We start from the raw sequence: 16943 nt of genomic DNA on the forward strand, positions 1-16943 counted from the left end.
GGTGAACTTATTTATTTTTAGTTTCATTTGCCGGAGAGAATAAAAACTCTCTGGCTATTGAAATTAAAATAAGGAGTTTTTGTTGCAAAGTTCAGAAATAACCATTACTTTTGCTGCCCGAAACCCTAAGGAGAGGTGCTCGAGTGGTTGAAGAGGCACGCCTGGAAAGCGTGTATACGCCAAAAGTGTATCACGAGTTCGAATCTCGTTCTCTCCGCAACAAATGAAGCCCTGCATACATGATTGTATTGCAGGGCTTTCTGCATTTTTTGTAATATTTGTTATCCGGATTAGCATTTGGCCCTTCTCAGTTGTATTAGTTAAAACGCAGATTTACTCAGATTGATTAATTTTATTACAGCGCAGCCATTTTATTAGCAAAAGTCTGCGCTCATCAATGTTTCAGTCCTAAACAATAAATCAGCATGATACAAAATAATTTTGCACATTACTCATTAAAATAAATAGTCTTTATGTTGAAGAAACTTTGCTTCTCTTTGCTGGCTATGTCAGCATACATCCTTTCTTCTTGTTCGGGCCCATCTGCCAGACAAGAGGTTGCTGTGCTTCCCACGCCCGTTCAGTTAACAACACAGTCCGGTATGTTTGTATTAAAGAACGGACTTAAGATTGGTGTCTCCGATGAGTCGTTGTTACCAGCTGCGCAGTATTTACAAACTATATTGCAAAATGCAGTAATTTCTACTGCGGAAGTAGGCGGACAGCCTGCTGATATCTTTTTGAAATTGACCGATACCAAAGGGAAAGAGGGAGCGTATAAGTTGAATGTCACTTCCGGTAATATAGTAGCGGAAGCTGCTGATTATTCCGGTATCATTTCTGCTATTTCTACTCTCCGACAGTTATTACCGGCAGCTATTGAACAATCTTCCCAGGATGCTTCTCATTCTATCCCCGCCGTAAGTATAGAAGATGCACCGCGTTTGGCATGGCGCGGGATGATGCTCGATGCTTCACGTCACTTCTGGAACAAAGAGGAGGTGAAGCACGTGCTCGATATGATGGCTCTTTACAAATTGAATAAATTTCACTGGCATCTGACCGATGATCAGGGATGGCGTATTGAAATCAAACAATATCCGCTACTTACCGCAAAAGGAGCGTGGCGTAAATTCAATTCCCACGACAGAGAGTGTATGCATCGTATGGTAGAAGAAGATAATCTGGATTTCCGGATCCCTGAAGATAAGATGGAAATAGTAGAGGGAGATACGTTGTATGGCGGATATTATACACAGGATGACATTAAAGAGATTGTGGCTTATGCCGCTCAGCGTGGCATTGATGTAATACCGGAGATTGATATGCCGGGACACTTCCTGGCAGCTATTAATCAATATCCGGAGATTGCCTGTACGGGGCTGATCGGCTGGGGAAGTGTGTTCTCATCTCCCATTTGTCCGGGAAAGGATTCTACTTTGGAGTTCTGTAAGAATGTTTATAAAGAGGTGTTTCAGCTCTTTCCTTATATGTATGTACATATGGGAGGTGATGAGGTGGATATGGCCAACTGGAAAAAATGTGCTGATTGTCAGCGCCGCATGAAGCGGGAGGGGATACAATCAGAAAATGGATTGCAGGCATGGTTTGTGCGCCAAATGGAGACGTTCTTTATGGAGAACGGAAAGAAGTTTATTGGTTGGGACGAAGTTATTGCAGATGGTCTTTCTGACAATGCTACTATTATGTGGTGGAGAAGCTGGGCACCTAAAGCTATTCCCACTGCTACTTCCGAAGGCAAGCAGGTGATTAATACGGAGAATAATTATTTCTATTTCGATTATCTACAGGATAAAACGACACTGCCTAAGTTATTGGCTTATGAACCCATACCTGCAGAACTTACTCCCGAACAGCAAAAACGGGTGTTAGGTGTACAGGCCAATTTCTGGTGCGAATGGATTCCTTCTATGAAGCGTCTGGAATATATGATGATGCCGCGCTTGCTTGCACTGAGTGAAATAGCTTGGGTAGAACCTTCTGCCAAGCCTAATATAGATGACTTTTACAAAGCCCTTATTCCTCAGTTTAAACGGCTGGATGCTATGAATATTAATTATCGTATCCCCGATTTGGAAGGCTTTTATAATACGAATGCTTTTGTGGATGAGGCCACTCTGAATATCAAATGTCCGCTTCCTGATGCTGAAGTACGTTATACTACGGATGGTAAATTCCCGACAAAGGCATCTCAACTGTATGAAGGGCCGCTGAAGGTGACAGAAACCACAGAGTTTACATTGCGCACATTTCGTCCTGATGGTTCGGCTTGCGATATGGTGAAAACCAAGTTTGTGAAAGCTCCTTATGCAGAGGCAGATGGTACGGCAGCTGTTTCAGGAGACGGGTTGAATGTTGTATGGCATGATTTTAAGGGAGAGAAATGTGCTGATATTGATGCTGCCCCGGTGAAGGGTACATATATGGTTGAAACAGTGTCTATCCCTGAGGGAGTGAAAGGAGATATCGGACTGGTATTGAAAGGGTACTTGCAGGTTCCGGTCGATGGAATATATACACTGGCTTTGCTTTCGGATGATGGCAGTACGCTGTTGATTGACGGAAAACTGCTCATTGATAATGACGGACCTCATTCACCACGTGAAGTGATAGCTCAGGTGGCTTTGAAGGAGGGACTTCATCCGATTGAAATTCGTTACTTCGACAATAATGGTGGTACGTTGGAGATGTCTTTAATCAATGAAAAAGGAGAAAAACAAAAACTTGGTAAAAATTGGTTGAAGCATTGAGAAAGTATTATATATATTATCACAGAATAGCATAGCGTTTCAGAAAGTGCTATTTCTCTGATTTCTAACAATAAAACTCTGCTCCACTCTGTGGTGAGTTCAACTCAAAAGGGAGAAGTCCTGTTATATTTAAAAATATAGCGAGACTTCTCTCTTTTGAGTTAATGAATATGAAAAAGAATACTTCCGGTTTAACTTTCCTCTTAATCTGAGTTCTAACCTATAAAGCCCAGAAGAACAGATGATAAACGAAAATAAAATCAGGGAGACTTGTGCTTCCAATCCTGAAAAAGGATTCAGAATGCTGGTAGACAGTTTTCAGGAACCGATATACTGGCACATACGACGTCTTGTTGTGTCTCATGAGGATGCGGAAGATATTATTCAGGAAGTCTTTATCCGTATTTTCCGGCATTTGGAACAGTTTCGTGAAGAGAGTTCGCTTATTACCTGGATTTATAAGATAGCCACTAACGAGAGCCTTCGCTTCTTGAAAACCCGTAAAGCAGAAGTTATTTCTGCCGAAGAAATACAGGAGGAATTGCTCGATAAGTTGAAAACTTCCGATTACGTAGACTATGAAAATGAGTTGGCTGTGAAGTTTCAGACGGCTATCCTGAAATTGCCGGAAAAGCAGCGGGTGGTGTTTAACCTCCGTTATTATGACGAACTGGACTACGAGGCCATCAGCCAGATAACGGGTGACCGTGCGGAAACTCTCAAAGTGAATTATCACTATGCGAAAGAAAGAATAAAGGAATACATTGTAAATAGTTAGAGTTATGAACAGAGAATTTGATTTTGATGACATTGGGAAGCGAATGCCTTATAAAACGCCTGAATCTTTCTTTGAAGACAACCGGCGCAAGATACTAAAGCATACGTGTGGAGAGGAACGTCGTGTGAAGAATAGGTTACACATTATCATTCCAACTGCATTGGCTGCCGCTGCGCTATTGGCCGGATTGTTATTCATGCCACTGAATCCGGAGGGAAATGAAGTACCTGCTACAGTCCCGACTCTTGTGCTGATGGCTGAAACGGAGTCTGCTAACTCGGACGCGATGGATCATTTTATAGAGAGTCTGTCGGATGAAGAACTACAGGAACTTGCCGAACTTTCGGAAACTGATATGTTTTTATTTTAATAGATAATTAAAAAGAAGGAGAACAAATGATGAAAACAAGAATTATTTTTATGCTTTTGACTGTGGTTGCTATGTGTAGCCAGTCTGCTTTTGCACAAGAGAAAAAACGTCCGGATAGAGAACAGATTCAGGCCATGCAATGTAATCAGGTAGTGAAAGCGTTGATGCTCGATGATGCTACTGCTGCTAAATTCGTTCCTGTGTATCAGAAATATCTGAAGGAGTTGAGTGAGGTACGTATGGAGAATGCCCGCAAACCTAAAGTGAGGGATGCGGCTACTACACAGCCGGCTCCGAAGGCTATCCCTACGGATGCGGAAGTAGAAAAAGCGATTAAAGATCGTTTTGCACAGAGCCGTAAGTTGCTGGATATACGTGAGAAGTATTATAATGAATTTCGTAAGATACTTTCTCCTAAACAGATAATGAAGATTTATCAATTAGAGAAAGGGAATGCACATAAATTTCAGAAAGAATGGAAAAAACGCCAGGGACAAAAACAGGGACAACGGCCGGAAGCAAAGAAGGGTAATATGCATCGTGGCAACAACAATGTGAAGTCGCAGAAATAAGCTCTATTTGTGATGAATAACAAGAATGTACACTTTTGCCTGTCAAGAGTGTACATTCTTGTTATATATAAGTGTACACTCTTGTATGACAAAAGTGTACATCCTTTTATCTGTTGATTATCAGTATGTTATAACTCTGGTTTTGAGACGCATATAGCTTTGCTTTTATTGCATGCAGGCAAGGCGTGGTCTCCATGCAGGCAAGGCGTAGTCTCCAGGCAGGATGAACCATTTCTTTATTTATTGGTTCATTCAGCATAATATAAAGTATCAATTTATGACTCAGATAAAAATTAAGCGGGTATATGAAGAACCTGCCGATACAGATGGATATCGCGTTTTGGTAGATCGTCTTTGGCCTCGGGGGATGAAAAAAGAGTATTTGAAATACGATGTCTGGGAAAAAGACATCACTCCTTCTCCGGATCTGCGTAAATGGTTTCACGGAGATATTACCGGACATTGGAAAGAGTTTGCAGCAATGTATGAAAAGGAACTGGAGGGCTCTGCTGCCGTAAAGGAGTTTCTTACAAAAATAGCATCTTATAAAGTTGTTACTTTACTGTATGCTTCTAAAGAACCTGTATATAATCATGCTCGTATTTTACAACAATATTTAGAGACACACCTTAAGTAATAGTTACTTATTATCGTTTTTTTGCTACTTTTGCCCTTCGGGACGTTAGTGTTTTTTGCTTTTCAGTTGTATTATATACTGTAAGAGGCCACGCTTTTGTCTTCTTAAAACTAATATGCATTGAAACATTTCAAAAAAACGAATAGATATGAGACTTATTTCTGCACTAATCGGATGCTCTTTGTTACTGGGAATGGCCGCTTGTACTCAGACATCTACATCGCAAGACTACACGGATTTTGTAAATCCTTTCATCGGTACCGGAGGACACGGACACACTTATCCGGGAGCGGTGGTTCCCAATGGTATGATTCAGCCGAGTCCGGATACACGTATTTATCAGTGGGATGCCTGTTCGGGTTATTACTACAATGATTCTACCATCAATGGATTTTCGCACACTCATCTTAGCGGTACGGGTTGTGGCGATTATGGTGATGTACTGCTGATGCCTACTGTTGGCAAACAGGATTATCACGCTATGGGTTCGGAAAGCCAGCAGATGGCCTATGCATCCGCTTTCTCACATCAGAATGAAACGGCTCAACCGGGGTATTATTCTGTAGTGCTGGACCGATACAATGTGAAAGCCGAACTTACGGCAACTAAACGCGCAGCCATTCATCGTTATACTTTTCCACAATCTGATGAATCGGGTTTTATTCTCGATTTAGACTATAGCCTGCAACGTCAGAAGAATGAAGAAATGGAATTGGAGGTAATCAGCGATACAGAAATATGCGGACGTAAGAAAACGGTTTACTGGGCTTTTGATCAGTATATCAATTTCTATGCAAAATTCTCTAAACCATTTACCTATACAATGGTGACTGATTCTATGGCGCTCGACGAAGGTGGCCCTTTGTTGCCTACTGCTAAAGTTTTGCTGCACTTTAATACCAAAGCCGGTGAAGAAGTGTATGTGAAAGTGGGTATTTCGGCTGTTGATATAGATGGAGCACGCAAAAATGTAGAAGCTGAGATTCCCGAATGGGATTTTAATGGCGTTCGTAAGGCGGCCCGTGCTTCCTGGAATGACTATCTGGCAAAGATAGATATTGATACTGATAACAAGGATCAGAAAACGATGTTCTATACCGCTCTTTATCATACCGGTATGCAGCCCAATCTCTTCACTGACGTAGACGGTCGTTATTTAGGTATGGATCTGAAAGCTCATCAGGGCAGTGTGAATGAACCGATGTATACTATATTCTCTTTGTGGGATACGTTCCGTGCTTATCATCCGTTGATGACCATTATTGATCCCGATTTGAACGAAGCATTCATCCGCTCTCTTATCCAAAAGCAACGTGAAGGTGGTGTATTCCCTATGTGGGAGCTGGCCGGTAACTATACCGGTACAATGATTGGTTACCATGCAGTGCCTGTCATTGTAGATGCGTATATGAAAGGGTATCATAACTTTGATGTGAATGAGGCTTATAAAGCCTGTTTACGTGTGGCTGAGTATGATACGACAGGGATTAAATGTCCTCCGTTGGTATTGCCTCACCTGATGCCGCAGGCCAAATACTGGAAGAATAAAATTGGCTATGTACCTTGCGATAAAGACAATGAAGCTGTAGCCAAGGCGTTGGAATACGCCTACAACGACTGGTGTATCTCTGCATTTGCCGAGAGCCTTGGAGATGCTGCCAATCATGAGAAATATGCCAAATTTGCCGAAGGGTACAAAACTTATTTTGATCCGTCCACACGTTTTATGCGCGGACTTGACAGTAAGGGCAATTGGCGTACACCGTTTAATCCCCGCTCTTCTACACATCGTAACGATGATTATTGTGAAGGAACAGCCTGGCAATGGACTTGGTTCGTACCTCACCAGATTGACGGATTGGTTGAACTGATGGGGGGGCGCGAAGGTTTCATCAGCAAACTCGATTCATTGTTTACTGTAAGTTCTGTTTTGGAAGGTGAAAATACTTCAGCTGATATCTCCGGTCTGATCGGACAATATGCTCATGGCAATGAGCCCAGTCACCACATTATTCATATGTATAACTACGTAGGCCAACCTTACAGAACACAGGAACTTGTAGACAGCGTATTGCAAACGTTGTATTTCAATGACCCGGATGGCCTTTCGGGCAATGAAGACTGTGGACAGATGTCTGCATGGTATATACTCAATACGATGGGATTCTATCAGGTATGTCCCGGAAAACCAGTGTATTCTATCGGTCGCCCTCTTTTCAACAAAGCTACGGTGAATCTGAAAGATGGTAAGAAATTCACGGTTATAGCTAAAAATAATAGTCGTGAGAATAAGTACATCCAGTCTATCGTGTTGAATGGAAAACCGCTGGATGAACCTTTCTTTACACATCAGGACATTGTAGATGGTGGTACATTGGAATTAACAATGGGGAAGGTAATTAAAAAATAAAAATTAAGAAATAAAAGAGAGGCTGCACTGTAGGTTGAGAGAACAACTACAGTGCAGCCTTTTTTCCCTCCCCTCTCTTTCTCATTTATATTTAATTTTAAACTTTCAACTTTCAATTTTCAATTAAATAATCCTACCTTTGCTGTCGGAACCCCAAAACCAATAAGTTATGAAGTATAAATTATTAGTTCTTGATGTAGACGGAACGTTGCTCAATAGTGAAAAGGAAATCAGTAAACGTACCCTTGCCGCTTTATTGAAAGTGCAGCAGATGGGAGTACGTATCGTATTGGCTTCCGGCAGACCTACATATGGCCTTATGCCCCTTGCCATGAAGCTGGAACTTGGAAACTATGGAGGCTTTATTCTGTCTTATAATGGTGGGCAGATTATCAATGCGCAAAATGGTGAACTCCTGTTTGAGCGTAGGATAAACCCTGAGATGTTGCCTTATCTGGAAAAGAAAGCCCGTAAAAACGGTTTCGCTATCTTTACCTATCATGACGACACTATTATTACCGATTCACCCGAAAATGAACATATACGCCAGGAAGCTGAGCTGAATGGTCTGAAGATAATCCCGGAAACGGAATTTTCAATTGCAGTAGACTTTGCTCCCTGCAAATGTATGCTTGTCAGTGATGATGAAGAAGCCCTTGTGGGACTTGAAGAGCACTGGCGCAAACGACTGAACGGTGCGTTGGACGTATTCCGTTCCGAACCCTACTTCCTCGAAGTGGTTCCTTGCTCTATTGATAAAGCGAATACATTGGGAGCTTTGCTCGAAACACTGGGTATCAGCTCAGAAGAAGTTATCGCTATTGGTGATGGAGTTTGTGATGTTTCCATGATACAGTCTGCCGGGCTGGGCATTGCTATGGGTAATGCGCAGGATTCAGTAAAGGTATGTGCTGACAGAATCACCACTTCTAATGATGAGGATGGAGTAGCGATAGCTGTAGAGAAAGCTATTCTTTCAGAAATACGTCCGGCAGAAGTTCCTCTGGACGAACTGAATCAACGGGCTCGTCATGCTTTGATGGGAAACCTGGGTATTCAATATACCTATGCTTCTGAGGATAGGGTAGAGGCTACTATGCCGGTAGACGAACGTACCCGTCAGCCATTCGGTATCCTTCATGGAGGGGCAACGCTGGCGCTGGCCGAAACAGTGGCAGGACTCGGTTCGATGATACTCTGTAAACCCGACGAAATAGTAGTAGGTATGCAAGTCAGTGGAAATCATATATCCTCTGCTCACGAAGGAGATACGGTGAGAGCTGTGGGAACGATTGTTCATAAAGGACGTTCTTCGCATGTCTGGAATGTGGATGTATTTACGTCTACAGCCAAGCTGGTGTCTTCAATACGGGTAGTAAATAGTGTCTTGAAAAAAGGATGATTAATACAGGAGAACAGGAAGCCTATATCCTCGTGGATCGTTTTATTGAGACTGGAATGCCTTTTGCCATGTATCGTATACCGGGAGAGAAGGTTATCCATTTGATGGTACAACTAAAAAGTGAAGTAAGTCTGTTTAGTGATATAGAAGAGTTGAATGGACAAAGTGGCTTTGTGATAGCCCCTTTTCGGATAGGGAAGGATACACCGATTGTGTTGCTGAGGCCGGATGAAGTATGTGAAATAGAGTTTGACTCAACGAAAGAATGTTCGGATGACATAAAGCCGGATTATTATAGTCCGGTAGCGGAACGGGCGCCAAAGTCTGTTCATTATGCGCCATGTACGGACAAATATGCCGGTTGTTTTGACACCTTCATCAAGGCATTGCGTCAAAAGCAGTTCGATAAGTTGGTACTTTCCCGCAATCAGAAACTGGACGTTCCATCGAAATTCTCACCGGCAGCAGCTTTCCATGAAGCTTGTAGGAGGTATCTGTATTCATATGTCTATTTATGCTATACTCCGCAGACCGGGGCGTGGCTGGGCAGTACTCCGGAGATTATTCTTGCAGGAGAAAAAAATGAATGGGGCACGGTAGCGTTGGCTGGTACACAATCTCTTCAGCATGGAAAATTACCGCAGGAATGGGATGATAAGAATCGGGAAGAACAAGAGTATGTTGCTTCTTATATTCGGAGTCAGCTTCTTTCTTTTAATATCCAACCCGAAGAATCCGGTCCTTATCCGGCATTTGCCGGGGCACTGTCTCATTTAAAGACTGATTTCCATTTCTCATTGCCGGATAGCAATAGACTGGGAGATTTGCTGAAACTGTTGCATCCCACACCAGCCGTTTGTGGACTTCCCAAAGAAAAGGCATATCAGTTTATTCAGGATAATGAGAAGTACGACCGCCGGTATTACTCTGGTTTCATTGGTACATTGAATCCCGGTGGAAAGACTGATTTGTATGTTAATTTACGTTGTATGAATATAAGCTCAGAACAATTGATTCTCTATGCCGGTGGCGGATTACTCGCTTCTTCCGAATTGGAAGACGAATGGCTGGAGACGGAAAAGAAAATGCAAACAATGCTTAATCTAATTGAAAGTTGAAAATTGAAAATTGAAAGTTGGCTGCACTATCACGCTACATAGCAACTTTCAATTTTCAACTTTCAATTTTCAATTTTCAACTAAATAAAGTGTATACAGATAAGAAGAATATTCTCCAATTGGTGGCGTTGCTCGAAGCACATGGAGTGACGAAGATCGTATTGTGTCCGGGGAGTCGTAATATTCCCCTTGTTCATACCCTGTCTACCCATCCTTCCTTTAAGTGTTATTCTGTAACGGACGAGCGTAGTGCCGGGTTTTTCGCTATTGGGTTAGCTCTGAATGGTGGAGCACCTGCTGCCGTATGTTGTACTTCCGGTACAGCTTTGCTCAATCTGCATCCGGCTGTAGCCGAAGCTTTTTATCAGAATGTTCCTTTGGTTGTCATCTCTGCCGACAGACCTGCTGCCTGGATAGGGCAGATGGATGGACAGACTTTACCACAACCGGGAGTTTTTGGTACGCTGGTGAAGAAGTCAGTTAACCTTCCGGAAATCTATACGGATGAAGACGAATGGTATTGTAATCGTCTGGTTAACGAAGCATTGCTGGAGACACATCATCATGGCAAAGGACCGGTGCATATTAATGTTCCTGTCACTGAACCGATATTCCGTTTTACTACTGAGACACTTCCTGAAGTACGTGTTATCACCCGTTATCAAGGTTTGAATATTTATGACCGGGATTATAACGATCTTATCCAACGGCTCAATCAATATCAAAAGCGTATGATTATTGTCGGACAGATGAATCTGATTTATTTGTTCGAAAAGAAATATTCGAAGCTGCTTTACAAGCATTTTGCCTGGTTGACAGAGCATATTGGAAACCAGACCATTCCCGGTATTCCTGTGAAGAACTTCGATGTGGCACTTTATGCTATGGACGGAGAGATGCAAGAAAAAATGGTGCCGGAACTGTTGATTACTTATGGCGGACACGTTGTATCCAAGCGTTTGAAGAAGTTCTTGCGGAATAATCCTCCAAAGGAACATTGGCATGTATCTCCCGATGGAGAGATAGTGGACCTTTATGGTTCATTGACAACAGTGATAGAAATGGACCCCTTTGAATTTCTTGAAAAAATTGCATTTTTACTTGAGAACAAAACGCCTCAGTATCCTTTGCTGTGGGAAAACTTCTGTAAAGCATTGCCACAACCCGAGTTGCCCTATTCGGAAATGTCTGCAATCGGAGCATTGATAAAAGCATTACCCGAACAGTGTGCGCTTCATTTAGCTAACAGTTCGACTGTGCGTTATGCCCAGTTGTTCACTGTTCCTGCAACGGTAGAAGTTTGTTGCAATCGGGGGACGAGTGGCATTGAAGGCTCTTTATCCACCGCTGTTGGCTATGCTGCAGCTTCGGATAAACTGAACTTTGTGGTCATTGGCGATCTTAGTTTTTTCTATGATATGAATGCTTTGTGGAATGGAAATTTTGGTGCGAATCTGCGTATTTTGCTGTTGAATAATGGAGGAGGGGAAATTTTCCATACGCTACCGGGATTGGAAATGTCGGGTACATCGCACAAATTTATTACTTCCGTTCATAAAACATCTGCCAAAGGATGGGCGGAAGATCGCGGTTTCCTTTATCAGAAAGTGGAAGATGAGGTGCAATTAGAAGAAGCAATGCAATTGTTTACACAACCGGAGCCTATGACGCAACCGATATTGGTAGAGGTCTTTACCAATAAGAATAAAGATGCAAGAATTCTGAAAGACTTCTATCACCAGGCTGCCGGACGCGAAAGTGCACCGAGAAAAGAAAACAAATAAATAGTACTTCAAATTTCATTCATACTATGGCAGCGTTTTATTGAAACGCAAATGATCGTAGATTTCGCAGATTAGATGACTTACTGTATTTGAGGGACGATGTTCTTTGTGTGAATTTGCGATAATCTGCGTTTCAATGATACGATCATTTAATTAGGATATAGTACTTAAATTTATAAAAAAGAAGAATATGTCAGAAAGAAAATGGGAAACAATCAAAGAATACGAAGATATTCTTTTTGATTACTATAACGGCATTGCCCGTATTACTATCAATCGTGAACGTTATCGTAACGCATTCACGCCTACTACTACGGGTGAAATGAGTGATGCTATGCGTATTTGCCGTGAAGAGTCCTGTATCAGTGTAGTTGTGATTACCGGGGCAGGCGATAAGGCTTTTTGTAGCGGCGGTGATCAGAATGTAAAAGGCCGCGGAGGTTATATTGGAAAAGATGGAGTACCTCGTTTGAGTGTATTGGATGTACAGAAACAAATTAGGAGTATTCCTAAACCTGTTATTGCTGCTGTAAATGGTTTTGCTATTGGTGGCGGACATGTGCTCCATGTGGTGTGTGATCTTAGTATTGCGTCAGAAAATGCCATTTTCGGACAGACGGGACCTCGTGTAGGTAGCTTCGATGCAGGTTTTGGGTCCTCATATCTTGCCCGCGTGGTAGGACAGAAAAAGGCACGTGAAATCTGGTTCCTTTGCCGTAAGTATAATGCACAGGAAGCACTTGATATGGGATTGGTGAACAAAGTGGTACCTTTAGAGCAGCTCGAAGATGAATATGTTCAGTGGGCAGAAGAGATGATGCAACTCAGTCCGCTTGCTCTTCGTATGATTAAAGCCGGATTGAATGCCGAGCTCGACGGACAGGCAGGTATTCAGGAGTTGGCGGGTGATGCAACAATGCTGTATTATATGACTGATGAGGCTCAGGAAGGAAAAAATGCTTTTCTTGAAAAGCGTAAACCTGATTTTAAACAATATCCCAAATTGCCATAATAAAGAAGATTGGTTTTCTTTAAGAGTAAATGCTATGTACGATATAAAGATTCATCCTCATAAGCTTTATTTTAAGCAGCCGGCGGGTACATCACGGGGTACTTACGTCACTCGTGATGTATGGTATCTACATCTTACTTCTGATATGTATCCCGATAGGGTAGGTATTGGTGAGTGTGCTCCGCTTCCTAAACTGAGTTGCGATGATATTCCTGATTATGAATCAGTCTTATCCCGAATCTGTAACCGTGTAGCTGCCGAAGGAACTTTTTCGGTAGAAGAACTTCGGGAGTATCCTTCTATTCTCTTTGGACTTGAAACAGCTTTCCGTCATCTGGAGGCAGGGAGTTTTGCACTTTGGAATACGCCTTTTTCACGTGGGGAAGTTGGAATTCCTATTAATGGTCTTATCTGGATGGGCGATTACAAAAAAATGCTTGAACAGATTGAAATGAAGATGCAAACAGGATTCCGTTGTATCAAATTAAAAATAGGTGCTATCAATTTTGAGGAAGAACTGACTTTATTACGTTTTATTCGTTCTCATTTCTCTGCAAAGGAAATAGAGCTTCGTGTGGATGCTAACGGTGCTTTTTCTCCGGTTGATGCAATGGATAAGTTAAGCCGTTTGGCGGAGCTTGACCTGCATTCCATAGAACAACCTATTCGTGCCGGACAATGGGAGGAAATGGCGCGTCTTACTGAGGTAAGCCCTTTACCTATTGCATTAGATGAAGAGTTAATCGGAATCAATATCTCAGAAAATAAGCGGCGTTTGCTTGAACAGATCCGGCCTCAGTATATTATCTTGAAACCATCTCTTCATGGAGGTATTGCCGGTGGTGACGAATGGATTCGTTTGGCTGAGGAGCTGACAATCGGCTGGTGGATTACTTCTGCTCTCGAATCTAATATTGGATTGAATGCTATTGCTCATTGGTGTGCTACATTTAATAATCCTTTGCCACAGGGACTTGGTACCGGTGCCTTGTTCACTAATAATATAGAGATGCCTCTTGAAGTAAGGAAAGATTGCCTGTGGTATTCTGTAACACGTTAATTCTTGAATTGTCATGCAACTGAATAGATGTGAGCAGAGTTTGACATTAGAAGGCAAAAAGTACTCCCGGGAAGAAATAGTGCATCTGATTAGTAATGTTTCAGAAATGGCTTCTCCTTTTTTGCTTGATTTATGTCATTTTCTTGCTGATTGGTTTAATGACTCCCCCTTTATGGAAGTCCATACTTCCGGGTCTACCGGGACACCCAAAGTGTTGATGGTTCGTAAAGAGCAGATGATGCAAAGTGCCCGTTTGACTTGTGAGTTTTTGAATCTTCGTATAAATGATACTGTTCTACTCTGCATGCCTTTACAGTATATTGCTGGTAAAATGGTAGTGGTTCGCGCATTGGTGGCTGGTTTAAATCTTATATTACGTACTCCCTCCGGGCATCCGCTTGCCGATGTGGATATGCCACTTCGTTTTGCGGCAATGGTACCTTTACAGGTCTTTAATACTTTGCAGGTACCACAAGAGAAAGAGCGTCTTAGTCACACAGATATACTTATTATAGGTGGGGGGGCTATTGATGCAGCTCTTGAGGCAGAGATACGTTCATTACCCGGAGAAATTTATTCTACTTATGGTATGACAGAAACACTTTCACATATCGCTTTACGCAGGTTGAATGGTGTTTCTGCCTCTTTATATTATCGGCCGTTTCCTTCAGTTGAACTATCACTTTCTTTGGAAAATACATTAATAATAAAAGCACCTTTGGTATGTGATGAAGTGTTGGTTACAAATGATGTTGCGAAGCTCTATCCGGATGGTAGTTTTATAATTGTTGGAAGAAGGGATAATATCATTAACAGTGGAGGCATTAAGATACAGGCAGAAGAGGTAGAGGAATTATTGAAACCTTTTATTACAGTTCCTTTTGCCATAACATCTATATCAGATTTAAAATTAGGGCAGGCGGTTGTACTTCTGTTGGAAGAAGGAATGGATATCAATATGTTAAAAGAGAAAATTCATTCTGTATTACCTAAATATCAATATCCTAAACAGATACTCACAATTTCTCATCTCCCAATTACCGGTAGTGGAAAAATAGATCGGGCCAACTGTAGATTGTTTGCTGAAAAAATGGTACAAATATGATCCTTTTTTTATTTATTACTTTATAAGGATCGAATATAATATATGAAAATTAAAAATGGGAGATAGTCCTTTAATTCTACACGTAAAATTTTAAGAGCCTGACCGATTCGGTAATTAACAGTCTGTGGAGAAACTTTTAATTTGAGGGCAATTTCTTTATGGGTGAGGTGATACTTCCTGTTTAATTCATAAGCCTCCCGAAATTCGATAGGTAGTTTTGCTAATGCTTTGTCATAAAGTTTGAATAGTTCATTCTCTAAATAAAAGTCAGGACTAATGAACTCTTTCTCGTATTTATCGGCTATTTCTTGGTGGACTTTTCGTTTTATTTCGTGATGGGTTATACGGTTTAATGCCTTGTTTTTCACTATGGTAAAAAGCAGAGTTTTTAGCGTAAGTTCTGCGATCAGACTTGAACGGTTTTCCCATAACCACATCATGGTATCTTGTACGATTTCCTCTGATTCAATTTGGGAAACATATTGAGAACAAAACGCACATAATCCTCGGAAATAATAACGGTATACTTCTTCGAAGGCCTGTACATCGCTGTCCCTTAATGCGGCGATTACGGTACTATTATCATTTATATCTAAAGGTTTAGTAAAGTTCCCCATTCTTTTTAATTAAATATACAACAAACATACTTATAATTTCTCCATTCTCAAAATGAATCATTAAATAATATTTTTTTTTCTATTTCATTTAGTATCTTTGCTGCCACAATTGTATTACCTACGACAATAGTATATATTAGGTATAAAGATTGAACATGATGGATGAAATGAAATTACTGAGCTACTTCAATGGAGAGCTTAGTGAAGAGGAAGCTTTACAAGTAGAGACTTGGTATAGAGCTTCTGAAGAAAACCGGAAGCTACTTGAACAAATATATTATACAGCATTTGTCGGGGATCGCGTTGCTGTGATGAATTCAGTTGATGTAGAAGGTTCTCTGAAGAAGTTGAAAGTCGCAATGAAGCCCAAAGAGAGTGTAGTAAGGAAGCATCGCTCTATTGGGTGGAAGCGTTATGCTATTCCGTTGGCTGCTTTTCTTACCGGAATTGTTTTTACTATCGGCTTATCTTATTTAGCATTAAATAAAACGTCGAATTATATTGTAGCAACAACAGCTGGACAGCGTGCGCAGTTTGTGTTGCCGGATGGTTCTAAGGTATGGTTGAATGCCTCTACTCAGTTAGCTTATAAATCTTCTTTATGGAGTCGGGAACGTCAGGTAAATCTTACGGGTGAAGCTTATTTTGAGGTGGCACGTGATGAACATGCTCCTTTTATTGTAAACAGCAAAAACATAAAAACGCAGGTGTTGGGTACGAAGTTTAATGTACGTGCTCGTGCTGCAGAAGAGAAAGTTGTTGCTACTTTGCTGAAAGGTTCTATTCGTGTTGATTTACCTCGGGAAAATAATGAGGGTTTCATTTTAAAACCAGGACAGATTCTTAATGTGAATACTTCAACTCTGCAGGCAGAACTTACAGAATCTTCTTCACCCCGGGATGTACTTTTATGGATACAAGGAAAACTTGCTTTTGAGCAAGCTACGTGTTTAGAAATGACGCGATGTCTTGAACAGCACTTTGACGTTCATTTTTATTTTAAAGATGAACAATTAAAAAAAGAACGTTTTACTTGTGAGTTCCGTACGGATGATAATATAGAAGATATTCTCTCTGTATTATCATTAACCAAACGTTTCCAGTATAAAATAGACGGAAATAAGATCTATTTATCTGCCGGGAAATAAAAATAGATAAATTCTAAGTACTCATCAACTAATAAATTAGAGAGAGTATATCAAAGAAGAGTTTGCATGTGATCTACGTGTCTCTCTTTGATATACTCTCTTTGTCTTTTTATCTATCTTTTATTCATATCTTTTTTAGACTATTGGGGTTTTTAACGT

14 protein-coding genes and 1 tRNA gene are annotated in these 16943 nt (G+C 41.2%); 14 read left to right on the forward strand and 1 reads right to left on the reverse strand.

The genetic code is table 11. The features are described from left to right. Window positions 1–129: 129 nt before the first annotated feature. The 13 genes from K8P02_RS03740 (at window position 130) to K8P02_RS03800 (ending at window position 15019) form a co-directional block, all read left to right on the forward strand. Window positions 130–217, forward strand: a tRNA-Ser gene (locus K8P02_RS03740). Window positions 218–473: 256 nt separating this feature from the next. After that, window positions 474–2771 carry a family 20 glycosylhydrolase gene (locus K8P02_RS03745; protein ID WP_223382016.1) on the forward strand — a complete coding sequence of 766 codons (2298 nt, stop codon included), beginning with the start codon at window positions 474–476 and terminating at the stop codon, window positions 2769–2771. 241 nt (window positions 2772–3012) lie between these two features. Then, window positions 3013–3549, forward strand: coding sequence for an RNA polymerase sigma factor (locus K8P02_RS03750; RefSeq protein ID WP_025866922.1), 537 nt, complete (start codon window positions 3013–3015; stop codon window positions 3547–3549). A gap of 4 nt (window positions 3550–3553) precedes the next feature. Next, a complete protein-coding gene (locus tag K8P02_RS03755; protein ID WP_025866921.1) occupies window positions 3554–3919 on the forward strand; it encodes a hypothetical protein in 366 nt (121 codons plus the stop codon). Window positions 3920–3945: 26 nt separating this feature from the next. Beyond that, on the forward strand, window positions 3946–4491 hold the full coding sequence (locus K8P02_RS03760) for a hypothetical protein (RefSeq protein ID WP_223382019.1): 546 nt from the start codon (window positions 3946–3948) through the stop codon (window positions 4489–4491). 277 nt (window positions 4492–4768) lie between these two features. Continuing rightward, window positions 4769–5128, forward strand: coding sequence for a DUF488 domain-containing protein (locus tag K8P02_RS03765; protein ID WP_223382021.1), 360 nt, complete (start codon window positions 4769–4771; stop codon window positions 5126–5128). A 148-nt stretch (window positions 5129–5276) separates the two neighbouring features. After that, a complete protein-coding gene (locus K8P02_RS03770) occupies window positions 5277–7538 on the forward strand; it encodes a GH92 family glycosyl hydrolase (RefSeq protein WP_025866920.1) in 2262 nt (753 codons plus the stop codon). 169 nt (window positions 7539–7707) lie between these two features. After that, window positions 7708–8940, forward strand: coding sequence for a Cof-type HAD-IIB family hydrolase (locus K8P02_RS03775; RefSeq protein ID WP_223382023.1), 1233 nt, complete (start codon window positions 7708–7710; stop codon window positions 8938–8940). Continuing rightward, a complete protein-coding gene (locus K8P02_RS03780; protein ID WP_044158066.1) occupies window positions 8937–10058 on the forward strand; it encodes an isochorismate synthase in 1122 nt (373 codons plus the stop codon). Before K8P02_RS03775 ends, K8P02_RS03780 begins: the two co-directional genes overlap by 4 nt. An 89-nt stretch (window positions 10059–10147) precedes the next feature. Continuing rightward, window positions 10148–11842, forward strand: a complete 1695-nt coding sequence (gene menD, locus K8P02_RS03785; protein WP_223382024.1) for a 2-succinyl-5-enolpyruvyl-6-hydroxy-3-cyclohexene-1-carboxylic-acid synthase — start codon at window positions 10148–10150, stop codon at window positions 11840–11842. A gap of 190 nt (window positions 11843–12032) precedes the next feature. Next, entirely contained in the window at window positions 12033–12854 is an 822-nt protein-coding gene (menB, locus tag K8P02_RS03790) for a 1,4-dihydroxy-2-naphthoyl-CoA synthase (protein ID WP_025866918.1), read from the forward strand. Between the two features lie 34 nt (window positions 12855–12888). Next, window positions 12889–13914 carry an o-succinylbenzoate synthase gene (locus K8P02_RS03795; protein WP_025866917.1) on the forward strand — a complete coding sequence of 342 codons (1026 nt, stop codon included), beginning with the start codon at window positions 12889–12891 and terminating at the stop codon, window positions 13912–13914. 13 nt (window positions 13915–13927) lie between these two features. Next, window positions 13928–15019: an AMP-binding protein gene (locus K8P02_RS03800; protein ID WP_025866916.1), complete on the forward strand. Its 1092-nt coding sequence runs from the start codon at window positions 13928–13930 to the stop codon at window positions 15017–15019. Between the two features lie 20 nt (window positions 15020–15039). On the opposite strand, the gene K8P02_RS03805 is transcribed toward K8P02_RS03800, so the two are convergent. Beyond that, the gene (locus tag K8P02_RS03805; protein ID WP_025866915.1) at window positions 15040–15636 is read right to left on the reverse strand and encodes an RNA polymerase sigma-70 factor; all 597 of its coding nucleotides are present in this window, start codon (window positions 15634–15636) and stop codon (window positions 15040–15042) included. A gap of 158 nt (window positions 15637–15794) precedes the next feature. Between K8P02_RS03805 and K8P02_RS03810 the strand changes: the two genes are divergently transcribed. Next, entirely contained in the window at window positions 15795–16784 is a 990-nt protein-coding gene (locus K8P02_RS03810) for a FecR family protein (RefSeq protein ID WP_025866914.1), read from the forward strand. The last annotated feature ends 159 nt before the right edge of the window (window positions 16785–16943 follow it).

This window comes from Bacteroides nordii (genome assembly GCF_019930665.1).
Taxonomy (GTDB): domain Bacteria; phylum Bacteroidota; class Bacteroidia; order Bacteroidales; family Bacteroidaceae; genus Bacteroides; species Bacteroides nordii.

Bases quoted from the DNA above. Each gene is read 5' to 3' on its own strand.
- K8P02_RS03800 (WP_025866916.1), top strand. From the start codon at position 13,928: ATGCAACTGAATAGATGTGAGCAGAGTTTGACATTAGAAGGCAAAAAG.
- K8P02_RS03770 (WP_025866920.1), top strand. From the start codon at position 5,277: ATGAGACTTATTTCTGCACTAATCGGATGCTCTTTGTTACTGGGAATG.
- menB (WP_025866918.1), top strand. From the start codon at position 12,033: ATGTCAGAAAGAAAATGGGAAACAATCAAAGAATACGAAGATATTCTT.
- K8P02_RS03810 (WP_025866914.1), top strand. From the start codon at position 15,795: ATGGATGAAATGAAATTACTGAGCTACTTCAATGGAGAGCTTAGTGAA.
- K8P02_RS03805 (WP_025866915.1), bottom strand. From the start codon at position 15,636: ATGGGGAACTTTACTAAACCTTTAGATATAAATGATAATAGTACCGTA.
- K8P02_RS03765 (WP_223382021.1), top strand. From the start codon at position 4,769: ATGACTCAGATAAAAATTAAGCGGGTATATGAAGAACCTGCCGATACA.
- K8P02_RS03775 (WP_223382023.1), top strand. From the start codon at position 7,708: ATGAAGTATAAATTATTAGTTCTTGATGTAGACGGAACGTTGCTCAAT.
- K8P02_RS03755 (WP_025866921.1), top strand. From the start codon at position 3,554: ATGAACAGAGAATTTGATTTTGATGACATTGGGAAGCGAATGCCTTAT.
- K8P02_RS03745 (WP_223382016.1), top strand. From the start codon at position 474: ATGTTGAAGAAACTTTGCTTCTCTTTGCTGGCTATGTCAGCATACATC.
- K8P02_RS03760 (WP_223382019.1), top strand. From the start codon at position 3,946: ATGATGAAAACAAGAATTATTTTTATGCTTTTGACTGTGGTTGCTATG.
- K8P02_RS03795 (WP_025866917.1), top strand. From the start codon at position 12,889: ATGTACGATATAAAGATTCATCCTCATAAGCTTTATTTTAAGCAGCCG.
- K8P02_RS03750 (WP_025866922.1), top strand. From the start codon at position 3,013: ATGATAAACGAAAATAAAATCAGGGAGACTTGTGCTTCCAATCCTGAA.
- K8P02_RS03780 (WP_044158066.1), top strand. From the start codon at position 8,937: ATGATTAATACAGGAGAACAGGAAGCCTATATCCTCGTGGATCGTTTT.